Annotated in this window: 19 protein-coding genes; 14 read left to right on the forward strand and 5 right to left on the reverse strand. The window is 39.1% G+C overall.

Going from position 1 to position 15,083, the window contains the following annotated elements; translation table 11 throughout:
* Positions 1–28: 28 nt before the first annotated feature.
* From KTI78_RS01255 to pabC, 4 genes are all read right to left on the reverse strand, one after another.
* Complete coding sequence (locus KTI78_RS01255) at positions 29–445, reverse strand: PaaI family thioesterase (RefSeq protein WP_016140286.1); 417 nt, start codon at positions 443–445, stop codon at positions 29–31.
* A gap of 137 nt (positions 446–582) precedes the next feature.
* Positions 583–1,182 carry a dTMP kinase gene (gene tmk, locus KTI78_RS01260; RefSeq protein WP_262444967.1) on the reverse strand — a complete coding sequence of 200 codons (600 nt, stop codon included), beginning with the start codon at positions 1,180–1,182 and terminating at the stop codon, positions 583–585.
* A gap of 9 nt (positions 1,183–1,191) precedes the next feature.
* Entirely contained in the window at positions 1,192–2,262 is a 1,071-nt protein-coding gene (gene mltG, locus KTI78_RS01265) for an endolytic transglycosylase MltG (protein WP_262444968.1), read from the reverse strand.
* Between the two features lies 1 nt (position 2,263).
* Complete coding sequence (pabC, locus tag KTI78_RS01270) at positions 2,264–3,076, reverse strand: aminodeoxychorismate lyase (RefSeq protein WP_004790717.1); 813 nt, start codon at positions 3,074–3,076, stop codon at positions 2,264–2,266.
* Between the two features lie 262 nt (positions 3,077–3,338).
* On the opposite strand from pabC, the gene KTI78_RS01275 reads away from it, so the two are divergent.
* The 6 genes from KTI78_RS01275 (at position 3,339) to KTI78_RS01300 (ending at position 8,848) form a co-directional block, all read left to right on the forward strand.
* Entirely contained in the window at positions 3,339–4,346 is a 1,008-nt protein-coding gene (locus KTI78_RS01275; protein ID WP_224991503.1) for a sulfate ABC transporter substrate-binding protein, read from the forward strand.
* A gap of 30 nt (positions 4,347–4,376) precedes the next feature.
* Entirely contained in the window at positions 4,377–4,985 is a 609-nt protein-coding gene (locus KTI78_RS01280) for an alpha/beta hydrolase (RefSeq protein WP_057106506.1), read from the forward strand.
* Positions 4,986–5,065: 80 nt separating this feature from the next.
* Positions 5,066–5,899 (forward strand): sulfate ABC transporter permease subunit CysT, encoded by an 834-nt coding sequence (cysT, locus tag KTI78_RS01285; RefSeq protein ID WP_057106507.1) that lies wholly within the window; start codon positions 5,066–5,068, stop codon positions 5,897–5,899.
* On the forward strand, positions 5,896–6,780 hold the full coding sequence (gene cysW, locus KTI78_RS01290; protein WP_224991504.1) for a sulfate ABC transporter permease subunit CysW: 885 nt from the start codon (positions 5,896–5,898) through the stop codon (positions 6,778–6,780). The genes cysT and cysW overlap by 4 nt, the downstream gene beginning before the upstream one ends.
* 11 nt (positions 6,781–6,791) lie before the next feature.
* A complete protein-coding gene (locus KTI78_RS01295; protein WP_016140278.1) occupies positions 6,792–7,853 on the forward strand; it encodes a sulfate/molybdate ABC transporter ATP-binding protein in 1,062 nt (353 codons plus the stop codon).
* A gap of 71 nt (positions 7,854–7,924) precedes the next feature.
* Complete coding sequence (locus tag KTI78_RS01300) at positions 7,925–8,848, forward strand: CysB family HTH-type transcriptional regulator (RefSeq protein ID WP_016140277.1); 924 nt, start codon at positions 7,925–7,927, stop codon at positions 8,846–8,848.
* Positions 8,849–8,937: 89 nt separating this feature from the next.
* Here the strand turns inward: KTI78_RS01300 and carO are convergent, their stop codons facing one another.
* Positions 8,938–9,687: an ornithine uptake porin CarO type 1 gene (carO, locus tag KTI78_RS01305; RefSeq protein ID WP_016140276.1), complete on the reverse strand. Its 750-nt coding sequence runs from the start codon at positions 9,685–9,687 to the stop codon at positions 8,938–8,940.
* Positions 9,688–9,982: 295 nt separating this feature from the next.
* Between carO and dapD the strand changes: the two genes are divergently transcribed.
* The 8 genes from dapD to KTI78_RS01345 all read left to right on the forward strand — a co-directional run bounded on the left by dapD (position 9,983) and on the right by KTI78_RS01345 (position 15,066).
* Complete coding sequence (dapD, locus tag KTI78_RS01310; protein ID WP_016140275.1) at positions 9,983–10,804, forward strand: 2,3,4,5-tetrahydropyridine-2,6-dicarboxylate N-succinyltransferase; 822 nt, start codon at positions 9,983–9,985, stop codon at positions 10,802–10,804.
* 98 nt (positions 10,805–10,902) lie between these two features.
* Entirely contained in the window at positions 10,903–11,613 is a 711-nt protein-coding gene (queE, locus tag KTI78_RS01315; protein ID WP_016140274.1) for a 7-carboxy-7-deazaguanine synthase QueE, read from the forward strand.
* A 40-nt stretch (positions 11,614–11,653) separates the two neighbouring features.
* A complete protein-coding gene (gene queC / locus KTI78_RS01320; protein ID WP_224991506.1) occupies positions 11,654–12,322 on the forward strand; it encodes a 7-cyano-7-deazaguanine synthase QueC in 669 nt (222 codons plus the stop codon).
* 16 nt (positions 12,323–12,338) lie between these two features.
* Positions 12,339–12,755 (forward strand): hypothetical protein, encoded by a 417-nt coding sequence (locus tag KTI78_RS01325; protein ID WP_016140272.1) that lies wholly within the window; start codon positions 12,339–12,341, stop codon positions 12,753–12,755.
* Between the two features lie 96 nt (positions 12,756–12,851).
* Positions 12,852–13,538 (forward strand): diphthine--ammonia ligase, encoded by a 687-nt coding sequence (locus tag KTI78_RS01330; RefSeq protein ID WP_262444969.1) that lies wholly within the window; start codon positions 12,852–12,854, stop codon positions 13,536–13,538.
* A 17-nt stretch (positions 13,539–13,555) separates the two neighbouring features.
* Positions 13,556–14,017 (forward strand): peroxiredoxin, encoded by a 462-nt coding sequence (locus KTI78_RS01335; protein ID WP_032053028.1) that lies wholly within the window; start codon positions 13,556–13,558, stop codon positions 14,015–14,017.
* Positions 14,018–14,134: 117 nt separating this feature from the next.
* A complete protein-coding gene (locus KTI78_RS01340; protein WP_224991509.1) occupies positions 14,135–14,704 on the forward strand; it encodes a CAP domain-containing protein in 570 nt (189 codons plus the stop codon).
* An 11-nt stretch (positions 14,705–14,715) separates the two neighbouring features.
* On the forward strand, positions 14,716–15,066 hold the full coding sequence (locus tag KTI78_RS01345; protein WP_224991510.1) for a glyoxalase superfamily protein: 351 nt from the start codon (positions 14,716–14,718) through the stop codon (positions 15,064–15,066).
* Positions 15,067–15,083 lie beyond the last annotated feature (17 nt).

The following is a 15,083-nucleotide window of genomic DNA, read 5'->3' on the forward strand; positions in this document are numbered from 1 at the left end:
AGACTGTGCTTTTTATTTGCTTTGATCTTTATGATTTAGGTGGGATTGAATAAGTCGCGGTCACATGCGCAACGGGTTCATCCAAACCGACCGAATAAATCCAAACCTCACCCACTACTAAACTCTTTCCTACTTTCATGAGTTTACACTCACTACGTAAGTCTTGATCGCCCGCGGGCTTTCTTAAAAAATTAATATTAAAGTTAGTGGTTACGGCTAAACCAACAAGGCCGATCTCACCTAATATCGCAATATATAAAGCAAAATCTGCCAAAGTCATCATGGTTGGGCCAGATATAGTTCCACCGGGACGTTGGTGTCTTTGATCAACATGATAGTAAACAACTGCAGCTTTTGGGGTGACTGATTCAATCGTGCAATGTTCAAGACTGGGTGGAAATTCCTTTTCAAGAAATGCCACGATTTCTTCTTTTGAACTTTTCATCCTTGTTATTCTTCAATCTATAAAATCATATGTAAGATAGCATAAGAAAATAACAGATCTTTTCTATGACGTTTTAAATCAGAATTAACGTCATTTTTAACCACTCCCATTTTTATAAGAGTGGCTCATTCAATTGCTTATCCTAAATATTGCAATGCCTGTTCGAACACCTGATCAGGACTTTGGGTTGCATCTATTCGCTTAATACGTTGTGGTTCAGCTTTCCACAAGGTTTCATAGCCTTCACGAACCTTAGTAAAGAAGCTTAACTTTTCTTGTTCAAAACGGTCTAATGCTCCACGCTCACGGGCACGGTTCATACCAAGTTCAATCGGTGCATCTAACCAGAAAGTCACCTCAGGCATGCGCGAAACAAAGTTCTGATTTAAAAGCTGTAATTTATCTTGGCTTAAACCACGACCAGAACATTGATAAGCAAAACTTGCATCAGTAAAACGATCACTTAATACAATTTTGTTTGCTTCTAGAGCGGGCAAAATAATCTGCTGTAAATGTTGAGCACGTGCCGCATAAATAAGTAATAGTTCAGTATCATGACTCATGTTTTCATCATGATTCACTGCTAAAAGCATTGAACGAATTTGTTCAGCTAGCGGCGTCCCACCCGGCTCTCGAGTTAAAACAACTTGTTTGCCTTGTTGTTCAAAATACTGATGAATTTTTCGAATGAGTGTAGTTTTACCTACCCCTTCCGTGCCTTCAAAGCTAATAAACATCTTTTTTCCTTATTTCTTCGATCTCAACACGGATAAATAGTCCTGCACCGCTTGATTATGCGCTTGCAAACTTGCCGTAAATTTATGCCCACCATTACCAGTCGCTACAAAATAGATGTTGTTTGAGTTATCTGGATGTAACGCTGCTTCAATCGCTTTTTGGCTTGGTAAAGCAATTGGAGTTGGAGGCAAACCATTAATGGTATAGGTATTATATGGCGTTGGGGTACGCAGGTCTTCTCGGGTAATATTGCCTTTATAGTTATTACCCATACCGTAAATAACCGTAGGATCTGTTTGTAAACGCATACCGAGTTTTAAACGGCGGACAAAAACGCCAGAAACTTGTGTAAGTTCACTGTCTAAACTTGTTTCTTTCTCAACAATAGAAGCCATAATTAATGCTTCATATTTGTCTTTATAAGGTAAATTCGGCGCGCGTTTTGCCCAAGCTGCATCTAGAGCTTTTATTTGACGATGATATAAATCGGTAAGAATTTTCTTGTCAGTCTCGCCTTTGGCAAAGAAATAAGTATTCGGCGCAAACAAGCCTTCTGGATGTTCGTAAGGAATCCCAAGCGCTTTCATAAGCTGATCGTTAGGTAAATCCAATATTGTATTTTTTACATTTTTATCATTTTTGAGTGCAGTAATAAGCTGCTTAAAAGTTGTACCTTCAATGACCAAAACACGGTTCATCTGAGCATTATCAGCATCAGATAACATCTCTAATACTTGTCTTACACTCATCCCTTGTTCAATTTCATACACGCCAGCTTTCATGCTGTCATGAATCATAAACTTCTGATAAAGCTTCAATACGATAGGAAAGCTAATTTTGTCTTCTTTTGCCAAACGATCAATAAAACCAGAATAAGTTTCACCAGATGTAATCGATAACATCTGTTTTTTTCCTTCGACAGGATAAGCCTTAAACAAGCTTGACCATAAAATGGCAAAAGTAGAAATTAAAACAATAAAAAGGCCAATTAGAACCAATCGCTTAGAAAATTTTGGAGCTTGTTTTTTGTTATTTTTCTTGGCGTTTTTTGCTTTCGCATTCACAGGTGGCTTCGGCATATTAATGAATCTGATTTAAGTTAAGGATATGAAATAAATCTATGCATGCCTGTGTATCTAGCGTTTTTTCGCCTAAATGAGTAACCACTCGCATAGGGTTTAAAGCATTACAAAAGAATAGACTTTGTATTTCAGATACTTCATCTAACTCAATCACACGTACTTCACAGGCAATACCATGGTGCTGCATACGCGCTAGAATTTCTGCCCGCATTACACCGTGGACGCCATTATAGCGAAGTTCAGGAGTAATCCATCTATCATTTAAACGAATAAAACAATTACTGCTGATCCCTTCAACAATATAACCTTGTACATCAGTAACTAATGCTTCAGCCCACCCGAGTTGATCTGCTTCTTTTTTTAGCAATACTTGTTCAAGACGGTTTAAAGATTTAAGTCCGACCAAGCTCGGCATGGTTAGACCTAGGGCCTGATTTAAGACACCACACTGGATAGAGTCGGGCAAAAATGGCTCTAAAGCTTTTGGATAAAACCAGATATAAATATCTGCTTCATGCTTTGGCAAGCTATAACCACGGTCACCTTCACCACGACTAATCACAATTTTTAAAGTGCCGTTGAGCACAAGATTTTGCTTTTGTAATTGCTGTAAGCTTTGTTCTATGAGTTCAAAATTCGCAGTTAAAGACAGTCTTTGACATGCAAGTTTTAGACGCTCCCAGTGTCTTTCTTTAAGCTCAATCTGGTTTTGAAAAACACGAATTGTGGTAAAGCACCCATCGCCATAATGAAATGCTCGATCCAATAAAGGAATGGTCTCAACAGGTTGCCCATTTTTAAAACACCACATGTTTGATCACCCTTTCTTAAAAACCGCATAACAAAACAACACCTTTCATTTAAATAATAAATGATTGATTTTAAAAAATTATACCGATTTCGTATTAACTTTTGAAACTTGTTATATATCAAGATTTAAGAATAGTTTATCTCTTTTTACTATTTCTATTTTTTTCATATTAAATTCGTTTTTTATTATTTTTTTAGAATAAAGACTAGCGCTATTCTGCGTTCATGTTTTGAACATTTCATATTTTTTGAGGACTTATCTCATGCGTTTTTCTCAATTAAAAGTCGGGGTTATCGCTGCACTTCTTTCTGTTTCATCATTTGCAGCTCAAGAGTTTTTAAACGTTTCTTACGATCCAACTCGTGAGTTATATACCGATTTCAACAAACAGTTCGGTACTTACTGGAAACAACGTACGGGTCAAGATATTGAGTTTAAGCAATCACACGGCGGTTCTGGTAAACAGGCGCGTGCGGTTATTGATGGCTTAAACGCAGATGTAGTGACATTAGCACTTGCGGCTGATATCGATGAAATTGCTGAAAAAGCAAAACTACTTCCAACAGACTGGCAGAAAAAACTGCCACAAAACTCAACGCCATATACATCAACGATTGTGTTTTTAGTGCGTAAAGGCAATCCAAAACAAATCAAAGACTGGGCTGATTTAATCAAACCGGGTGTAGAAATTATTACACCAAACCCGAAAACTTCTGGTGGTGCTCGTTGGAATTATCTTGCAGCTTGGGCTTGGGCAAAACATCAACCGGGTGGCAATGATGCAAAAGCACAAGAGTACGTTCGTCAAATTTATAAACACACTAAAGTTCTAGATTCGGGTGCACGTGGTGCAACGACTACTTTTGCTGAGCGCGGTATTGGTGATGTATTGCTAGCTTGGGAAAACGAAGCTCATTTAGCTCTTCGCGAACAACCGGGCAAATTTGAAATTATTACTCCATCTCTTTCGATCTTAGCTGAGCCTTCAGTTGCAATTGTAGAGAAGAATGCAGCTAAAAAAGGCAACTTAACGATTGCTAAAGGTTATCTCAACTACTTGTACTCACCTGCTGGTCAAGAAATTGCAGCTCGTAACTTCTACCGTCCGCGTAACGCAGCTGTTCTTAAGAAATACAGCAATGTATTTAAGCCATTGAAGCTTGTAACCATCGATAAAGAATTTGGTGGTTGGACAAAAGTGCAAAAACAACACTTTGATAATGGTGGTGTTTTCGATCAAATCGTGAAAATCAATAGTGCAGAGAAGTAATTCTTTGGACTAAAGATAAGGAGAACAGACATGATTCACACTGTAATTGTTCCGGGTGTAGGTGGTAGTGAACATCAACATTGGCAATCTTGGTTGCAGCGTCAACTCGTGTCTAGTTCTCGTGTTGAGCAAAAAAACTGGGATAGACCCGTACTAAGCGAATGGGTTGAACAATTTGTTAAAACAGTTCAAGTAGCACCAACTCCTGTTCAGATTGTTGCCCATAGTTTTGGATGTTTAACAAGTGTTGCTGCTTTAGCAGAGTATCCAGAATTAAGAAGCCAAGTGAAGAAACTTATTTTAGTCGCACCAGCAAATCCAGCACGCTTTGGGGAAGCAGGATTTGCTCGTCATAGCTTGACCGACTACAAAGCGTATTTTCATCAATTAAAAATTGATGTGCCTGCAACGCTACTCATTAGTGAGAACGATCCTTGGCTCGGTCTTTTTGATGCTTTACAACTTGCAAAATCATGGAAGTTAAATCCAGTGAATCTTGGTGAAGTTGGTCATATTAATGTTGCCTCAGGTTTTGGGCCATTTCCAGATTTACTGAATTATTTGATTCCAGAAGATTCGATGTGTAGTCACTCATCTATCGACCCGGTAAAAACACATTTCTCTTTGAAATTTGCTTAATACCAATCTTTATACCGCACCGTTTATCTTTATTTATTCGCTTACTGGTTTCAGCAGGCTTTTCTCTTTGAGGAAATATCATGTCGCAGCGATCCCGAGTGCTGCCAGGGTTTGGTCTATCTTTGGGCTTCACCCTCGCCTATGTGTCTTTTATTGTGCTTATTCCATTAGCCGCAGTCTTTATCAAATCATTTGGAATTGGGTGGGACGGATTATGGGAAATTTTAACGTCTGAGCGCATTTTAAAATCGCTTCAACTCAGCTTTAGCTCAGCTTTAATCGCAGCGTTTATTAATGTTGTGTTTGGTTTGCTTTTGGCTTGGTGCCTTGTGCGCTATAACTTTCCTGGAAAACGTCTGGTTGATGCTTTGGTCGATTTACCTTTTGCACTTCCAACAGCGGTTGCAGGTATTGCGCTGACCTCACTCTATGCACCTACTGGCTGGATAGGACAATATCTGGAACCACTTGGTATTCAGGTTGCCTATACACCTATCGGGATTACGCTGGCATTGGTGTTTATTGGTATCCCATTTATTGTAAGAACAGTTCAACCAGTACTCAGTGATATCGAAACTGAACTTGAGGAAGCGGCTTCCGCACTCGGCGCAAATCGTTGGCAAACCATCACTAAAATTATTTTACCGATCTTACTACCTGCCGTATTTACAGGCTTTGCTTTGGCATTTGCTCGCGGCGTGGGTGAATATGGTTCTGTTATTTTCATTGCTGGCAATCAACCTTTTAAAACAGAGATTGCACCACTCATGATTATTTCTCGTCTTGAGGAATATGACTATGCAGGTGCAACCACAATTGCTGCTGTGATGTTAGTTCTCTCTTTCATTATTTTATTTGCCATTAATTTACTTCAAGTCTGGGCAAACCGTCGTACGGGGAGAAATATCACATGAATTTACATACCGACAGCAATGCGCTTGCCTTGAAGTTGCAATCTCGTGACGCGACACGTGAGCCGACTTGGGTACGTTATACCTTAATTACCATTGCACTGATTTTCTTTATCAGCTGCCTGATGTTGCCACTTATTTTGGTTTTCGTGGAAGCATTTAAACAGGGACTTGAAGTCTATGTTCAGGCTTTGATTGATCCAGATACATTATCAGCAGTGAAATTAACCTTACTCACCGCAGCGATTGCTGTGCCGATTAACGTGATATTTGGTGTTGCGGCAGCTTGGGCCGTTTCTAAATTTCAGTTTAGAGGCAAAGCTATTTTAACGACCATTATTGATATGCCTTTTTCGGTTTCACCCGTTATTGCAGGTTTAATGATTGTACTGATTTTTGGTGCTCAAGGCTGGTTAGGCGGCTGGTTAATGGATAATGACATCAAAATTCTATATGCCGTACCTGCAATTGTTTTAGCGACCATCTTTATTACCGTTCCATTTGTAGCACGTGAGTTAATTCCACTCATGGAAGCTCAAGGAACTGAAGAGGAAGAAGCAGCGATTGTACTCGGCGCATCGGGATGGCAAACCTTTTGGAAGGTCACACTCCCTAACATTAAATGGGGGCTAATTTACGGCGTGATTCTATGTAATGCCCGTGCAATGGGTGAGTTTGGTGCAGTATCAGTAGTTTCTGGCCACATCCGTGGTGAAACCAATACCCTGCCACTTCATGTCGAAATTTTATATAACGAGTACACCTTTAGCGCAGCATTTGCCGTGTCCTCATTACTTGCTTTTTTAGCCATCTTAACGCTGGTATTGAAAACGTGGTTAGAACTACATCAAGACAAACCACAACCACATTCAACTGATTCGTAAGGAATGAAATCATGAGTATTCAAGTTAAAAATATTGAAAAACACTTTGGTGCATTCCATGCGCTTAAAAATATTTCCCTAGACTTTCCGGAAGGTGAACTAGTCGCATTACTTGGTCCATCTGGATGCGGTAAAACAACGCTACTTCGTATTATTGCCGGTCTAGAGTCAGCCGATGGTGGTCAAGTGCTACTTGAAGGCGAAGACGCGACTAATGTACATGTGCGTGAGCGTCAGGTTGGCTTTGTATTTCAGCACTATGCTTTATTCCGTCACATGACCGTATTTGACAATATTGCCTTTGGTTTACGTGTTCGCCCTCGTGCAACACGCCCTTCGGAAGCTGAAATTAAAAAACGTGTTACTCGTTTACTTGATCTAGTTCAACTAGGCTTTTTAGCAGACCGCTACCCTGCCCAGCTTTCTGGCGGACAACGTCAGCGTATTGCTTTAGCCCGTGCTTTGGCAGTAGAGCCAAGAGTCTTATTGCTGGATGAACCGTTTGGTGCTTTAGATGCCAAAGTTCGTAAAGAGTTACGTCGCTGGTTGCGCAATTTACATGATGAGTTGCATATCACTTCAATTTTCGTGACTCACGATCAGGAAGAAGCACTTGAAGTAGCAGACCAGATTATTGTCATGAATAAAGGCAATGTCGAACAGATCGGCTCACCTCGTGAAGTCTACGAAAAACCTGCAACGCCGTTTGTATTTGATTTCTTGGGTCAGGCAAATCGATTTGAAGGTGAACATACGGAAGGTATTATCCGTATCGGCAATGACCGTATTCAATTACCGACAACAGTTGAGGCGCCTCAAGGAAAAGTAATTGCTTTTGCCCGTCCAGATGAGTTACATATTCATTCGCAACCGCAAGCGAATACCATTGAAGCGACGTTTGTGCGTGAAATCTGGATTGCTGGAAAAGTAGTGGCCGAATTACAAGACCGTAATGGACGTTTAATTGAAATTGCTCTGAGCAGTGAAGCTGCAAAATTACATGCATTTAAACCTAATCAAACTGTTTGGGTGAGTGCATCTCAATTGCACTTATTTGCAGACCAAGTTGCTTAAGAAATATATTTGGTGAGGAAATATCTTGCGGATTTTTAGACGCTCCTCACCTCTTTTGAGGAAAAGTGTAAATGAACTTTCAACAATTAAGAATTATCCGAGAAACAGTACGCCAAAACTTTAACTTGACGGAAGCATCGGCTGCACTCTACACATCTCAATCAGGTGTAAGTAAACACATCAAAGACTTAGAAGATGAATTAGGTGTTCAACTTTTCGTTCGTAAAGGTAAACGCCTTTTAGGTTTAACTGAACCAGGACAATCACTTCTTAGCATTGTTGAACGCATGTTAGTGGATGCTGAAAATATTAAACGACTTGCTGAAGACTTTAATAAAGTCGACGAAGGAACATTAACGATCGCAACTACGCATACTCAAGCACGTTATGTCTTGCCTCCGATCGTCAATCAATTTAAAAAATTATTTCCAAAAGTTCATTTAATTTTACAACAAGCCAGCCCTGTCGAAATTTCAGAAATGCTTTTACAAGGTGAAGCGGATATTGGAATTGCAACCGAGTCTTTAACGACTGAAGAGAATCTGGCTAGCATTCCTTACTACCAATGGCAACACAGTATTATTACCCCGCAAAATCATCCTTTAGTGCAGGCAGATAAGATCACTCTAGAACTTTTAGCAGAATACCCACTCATTACTTATCATGGTGGTTTTACAGGTCGATCTAAAATCGATAAAGCCTTTGAAGAAGCCCAACTCGATGCCGATATCGTAATGTCAGCTCTTGATGCCGATGTTATTAAAACCTATGTGGAACTTGGCATGGGTGTGGGTATTGTCAATGATGTAGCTTATGACACAGAACGTGATTATCGCTTAAAGCAAACCAAGACAGATATTTTTGGTGTCAACACGACATGGATTGCGGTGCGCAAAGGTCATCTATTACGCGGTTATGGTTATGAGTTTATTTCATTATGCTCACCTGATGCGGATATTAAAGCGCTAAAGAAAATTGCTTATCCAGATGAATAAAAATTAAGAAAAAATAAAAGAGCTTTTTAGCTCTTTTATTTTATTAGATGCAAAAAAAACGAGCCGTAGCTCGTTTTTTCTTTAAGATCTTACCAGTAGAAGTTCACACCAACTTTACCAACTGGTAACCACTTGTATTTATCATCATTACGGATTTCATTTTCTTCCTTATCTACTGCATCCTGAGCAGACGTTGGATTCCCATTTACAGGAGCAAGGTTATATTGAGTTAACTGAACTTTTGGATTACCAGTGTAGTAGGCACCTACCTCACCAAATACGCCCCAATTCTTGTTAAATTTTGGAGCAAAACCAAAGCCTACGTAAGGAGCAATATTATTTTCATAATTCATCTTACCCTTTACGCCACCCTCTTGACCTGCAACTGCTTGTTGATAGTTTTTACCATCAATTGATAATGTTTCACCGTTACCAATGCGTTTAGCTAAGTCATAATCATTATCTAGATAAGCAGCACCTGCAGCAACATATAAGCCTTGAGCCCATGGATTAGAGCTAGCACCCCATGGACGAATCTCAGCATTTAAATAGATATTGTTGTTGTCCATATCTAGGTCATATTTAGTACCATTTACAGAAACATCATCTGTCCACGAAATGTCACCACCGTTATAACCTAAAGCTAAGCCCACATATGGATTTGCTTGCCATAATAAAGCACCACCGTAACCAGTTGTACCTACCTCAGCACGCACCCCCACAGGAAGTAATTGTTTTTGATCAAATGCGTAGCTGTCATGAACAACGGCTTCATCTGCCATTGCAGCGCCGGCAGCAAATAAAGCTGTTGTTGTTACTAAAACACGTAATGCTTTCATAGTTTTCTCCTTAAAAAGGCTCTGTTTTTAATTTATTCATCTTGTGACTGAAATCATAATAAAGACAGCTTAGATTCTTTTTTATACAAAAAATGCTAGATTTCTGTTATTTTTTGATACAAATTGAGTTAAATTTTTATTTTCAAATCATTTTTGTGTAAAAAACACTTGATTATCTAATAAGCTTATTCCGATTTACCTCATTTATATCACCAATTAAACCTAACACGTTTTTTGAAAGATTCTTGTCACAAATTAGTGTAAAATCTTTAAAATTTTTTATGGAAGGAAGATCATGTCTCAGCTTTCTACGATCATTGAGCAAGCATTTGAAGACCGCGCAAATTTTACTGCAGCAGATTGTTCAAGCGAAATTCGCCAAGCTGTTGAAGAAGCAATTGCTGGTTTAGATAACGGTACACTTCGAGTTGCTGAAAAAATCAATGGTGAATGGGTTGTTCATCAATGGTTAAAAAAAGCTGTTTTATTATCATTTAAACTAAATGACAATAAACCAATCGAGTCATGTGATCTTCGTTTCTACGACAAAGTTGAAACTAAATTCTCTGGTTGGACTGAAGAGCAATTTAAAGCAGCAGGCGTTCGTGTTGTTCCTCCAGCTGTAGCACGCCGTGGTAGCTTCCAAGCTAAAAACGTGGTGTTAATGCCATCTTATGTAAACATTGGTGCTTATGTAGATGAAGGCACAATGGTTGATACATGGGCAACTGTAGGTTCATGTGCTCAAATCGGTAAAAATGTTCACTTATCTGGTGGTGTAGGTATTGGCGGTGTTTTAGAGCCATTACAAGCAAACCCAACTATTATTGAAGACAACTGCTTTATCGGTGCACGTTCAGAAATCGTTGAAGGTGTTATTGTTGAAGAAGGCTCAGTCATTTCAATGGGCGTTTTCATTGGTCAATCAACTAAAATTTATGACCGCGAAACTGGTGAAATCCATTATGGTCGTGTACCAGCAGGTTCAGTTGTAGTTTCAGGCAGCTTGCCATCTAAATGTGGTACTTACAGCCTATATGCTGCGATCATCGTGAAAAAAGTTGATGCGCAAACGCGTGCCAAAACAAGCTTAAACGATTTGTTACGTGCTGACTAATTTGTTATAACTCTCTTGCGGAGCTTTAATCGCTCCCCATCTCTACGATCCTACTGATCGTAGAGATTTTATTTTTTATATAGTGTGGTATTTCTAGAATGGCTTCCTTACGTTCCTCTGCAATTCCTGTCTCAGACCCTGCGTCCGGTTTACGCATTACCGAGATTTTTTACTCGTTGCAGGGTGAAGCAAACGCCTCTGGCCTACCGACTGTATTCATTCGTCTAACGGGCTGTCCATTACGTTGTAGCTATTGCGATACCACTTATTCTTTTGAAGGTGGCGAACGTTTTTCACTTGAACATATCATTGAAACAGCCAAGCAATATCAAACACCTTATATTTGTGTGACGGGTGGTGAACCTCTCGCACAGCCAAACTGTTTGATTTTATTACAACGTTTATGTGAAGCAGGTTTTGACGTTTCCTTAGAAACCAGTGGTGCACTTGATGTATCGAAAGTCGACTCTCGTGTTTCTAAAGTTCTTGATTTAAAAACTCCAACTTCTGGTGAGGAACACCGTAATCTCATCAGCAATCTTGATCATTTAACATTGCATGACCAAATTAAATTCGTCATTTGCAATCGTGAAGACTATGAATGGTCAAAGCAACAAGTTGAAAAATACCAACTGCATAAAAAAGTCAGTACCGTTTGGTTCTCCCCTGCCTTTGCAGTTGAAAAAGGTGCTGTAGGCCTGCCACGTTTAGCACGTGATCTGGCACAGTGGATACTTGATGATAAATTATCGGTTCGTTTCCAACTTCAGTTACATAAACTGCTTTGGAATGATGAATCAGGTCGTTAATCACTCAATAAAATAAATCATTCCGAATATGGAGAAAAATATGCGCTCTCGTGCCATTGTTTTACTTTCAGGCGGCTTAGACTCAACCACTTGCCTAGCTTGGGCACAAGCGCGCTATGAATGTATTGCTATTAGTTTTATGTATGGTCAACGCTCAACTACTGAACTTGATGCTGCAAAAGCTTTAGCTCAGCGTTCGGGTGTTGAACATCGTGTAATTAATATTGATCTAGCTAATTTAGGTGGATCAGCACTTACAGATCACAACATTGCCGTACCAGAACAGTTACAAGAAGGTATTCCTGTAACTTATGTACCAGCGCGTAACACTATTTTCCTCTCATATGCTCTAGCAGCAGCTGAAGTATTTAATGCTGAAGCAATTGTTATTGGCATCAATGCTGTTGATTATTCAGGATATCCTGACTGTCGTCCTGAATTTATTGATGCTTTTGCCAATATGGCTCGTTTAGCAACTAAAGCTGGCGTAGAAGGAAAACCACTTAAGTTTGAAACACCCCTGTTACATTTATCCAAAGCGAATATCATACGTTTAGGTATTGAACATGGCGTAGACTATAGTCAAACGGTATCTTGCTACCAAGCAGATGCTCAAGGACGTGCGTGTGGCAAATGTGACAGTTGCCGTTTGCGTAAAGAAGGCTTTAAAGAGGCTGGTGTTGCCGACCCAACACGCTATATACCGTAATAAGTAGGTAAAATTTATGAAGTTGTTAAAATCAAATCTTATTCTTTCATCTTTGTTCTCAACTGTAGCTCTTATGGCTGGTGCAGCTCACGCTGCTGAGAACCCAGTTCAAGCAGCATATAAAAGTACTAACGTTAAAGGCGCATTAGTTAATGTTTGTAAAGAACAAACAGCTAAAGGCGGCAAGTTAAGTTCATCTGAAGTTAGCAAATTCTGTAGCTGCCAAGTTGAAGCACAAGGTAAAGTGACTGAAGCACAAAAATGGGAAATCCAAAGTGCAATCAATGCGAAGAAGAGCCCAAGTTCTCTAGGATTTGTACAACAACAAAACCGTGATCTTAAAGCATGTTTCGGTCCTCAGTTAACAACTAAACTTGAAAAATTAACTGAAGAAGCTATGAAAGCAGCTCAACAACAAGCTCCTAAGAAATAAGAGTTTAATGTTCCAAATTAAGCCTGCATTTATGCAGGCTTTTTTGTAGCTCTGTTAAAATACCTTAACTTTTGATCAATTCTTTTGAAGTAAGCCATGCAAGAACAGTGGAAAACGAATGCTAACCATAAAAGGTCTATTGTTTCATTTAGTGGAGGCAAAGACAGTTCGCTAGCGCTCTACTATGCAATGCAGACTGGCGAAGTGCTTGGATTGATTATAATGCTAGAAGAACATGGCCACCGTTCTCGTTCTCATGCTATGCCACTTGATATTATTCGAGCACAAGCTGAAGCAGTCGGCCTGCCAGTGTTCATGGCTTCATCAAGTTGGAATGACTATGAACCTAAGTTTATTGAATTACTCAATCAAGCAAAGCAACAAGGAGCTGAAGTACTGGTTACAGGTGATCTTGATATGCCTGAACATGGCTGTTGGCATGATCGAGTAACTCAACAAGTGGGACTTCAATTAGGCATGCCTCTTTGGCTACGTCCGCATCGTGAAGTTGTTGAAGAATTCATTACTCTTGGATTCAAAAGTGTCATTGTTACTGTGAATCTAAAACTAGGGATGAAGGTCGAGGATTTAGGTAAAATCTTAACTTTAGAATATATTCAAGAACTTGAAAACCGTGGCATTGATCCATGTGGTGAGGGCGGTGAATTTCATACGACTGTAGTTGATGGGCCAATTTTTAACAAAGCAATTCCTGTAAGAAAACTTAATATTGTTTATCATGAGGAATATGCTTTTTTACCACTTGAATTAGATCAAATTTAACTTTTAAAGGATAAGAAATGTCTGAGAATATTCAACTGCCAAATCAGGTGTTCCCTACCACACACGGTGAAGTGAACTTGACCGAAGTCGAAAATGAATGGTTAATCATTTACTTCTATCCTAAAGACTCAACACCAGGGTGTACAACACAAGCAGTTGGTTTTTCTTGTTTGAAAGATCAATTTGAAGCTTTAGGTGCCCGCATTATCGGTGTTTCACGTGATTCAGTGAAAGCCCATCAAAATTTTACAGAGAAGCAGGCACTGACTATTGACCTGATTAGTGATAAAGAAGAAGTTCTTTGTCATCATTTTGATGTGATTAAAGAAAAGAATATGTATGGAAAAAAAGTAATGGGTATTGAACGTTCTACTTTTATTTTCCATAACAAAGAATTGGTTAAAAGCTACCGTAAAGTTAAGGCTGCTGGACACGCAGAACAAGTGCTAGAAGACCTAAAATCTCTGCAAACAGCTTAATAAATTCAACCAACAAAAAGCGAGTTTAATACTCGCTTTTTTAGTGCAAAGCATTACCGAATAATTTTAGTTTGGCGTATGATAAAGATATTAGAATAATTAGTTTAAGGCATTGATATGAGTTCACTCAAAACTTGCTCTTTACTGCCTGCCATTCTCTTTATTGGTGCATGTAGTGCAAATACATTAGCCGTACCAACTGACACCAGTACATCACTTGCTCAAATTCAGAAAAATTCAAAAGAAATAAGCTGCCAAGATTTACAAAACCCAGCCTATCAACAAGCTGTACTCAAAAAAATTAATCAAATCCGTCAGCAATCACGCCAATGTGGTCGACAATATTTTTCTGCAACCAGACCACTAAGTTGGAGCAATAATTTATATAAAGGTGCACTTTCCCATAGTGAAGATATGGCTACACATAATTTTCTTGGGCATGTTGGCTCTACTGGCCTAGACTTAAAATCACGCTTAAAACTTTACAATACACTCGGTAAAGCCAATGGTGAAAATGTCGCTAGTGGACAGAAAACATTAGATGAAGTGATGTCTAGATGGCTATCGAGCCCCTTACATTGTAGTAACCTCATGAATCCTAAATTTACAACTTATGCAATTGCTTGTGCTTCTGATCAATCAGCAAAACAAAAGAGCTATTGGACGCAACAATTTGGTACACGTTAAAAGGAAAAAAGATGCAATCAGGTTCGATCACACCTATTTTAAGAATTTTTGATGTTGAGTTAGCTCAATCATTCTATCTTGAGTTCTTAGGCTTTCAGCTTGATTGGCAACACCAATTTGAAGACAATTTCCCACTATATTTACAGATTTCTAAAGACGATTGCGTCATCCATCTATCTGAGCATTTTGATGATGCGAGTCCACATAGTGCAATCCGTATTTATTGGGAACATATTTATGAGCTGCACAGTGAACTAAGCAAAAAAGATTATAAATTTTCTAAGCCTCAGGTTGAAAAAACAGATTGGGAAACACTCGAACTCTGTATCACAGATCCTTTTTCAAACCGAATTATTTTTTAGGCAGATGCTTAATCTAT

Origin of the sequence: Acinetobacter sp. WU_MDCI_Abxe161 (assembly GCF_025514355.1) — a bacterium.
GTDB classification, from domain to species: domain Bacteria; phylum Pseudomonadota; class Gammaproteobacteria; order Pseudomonadales; family Moraxellaceae; genus Acinetobacter; species Acinetobacter pittii_E.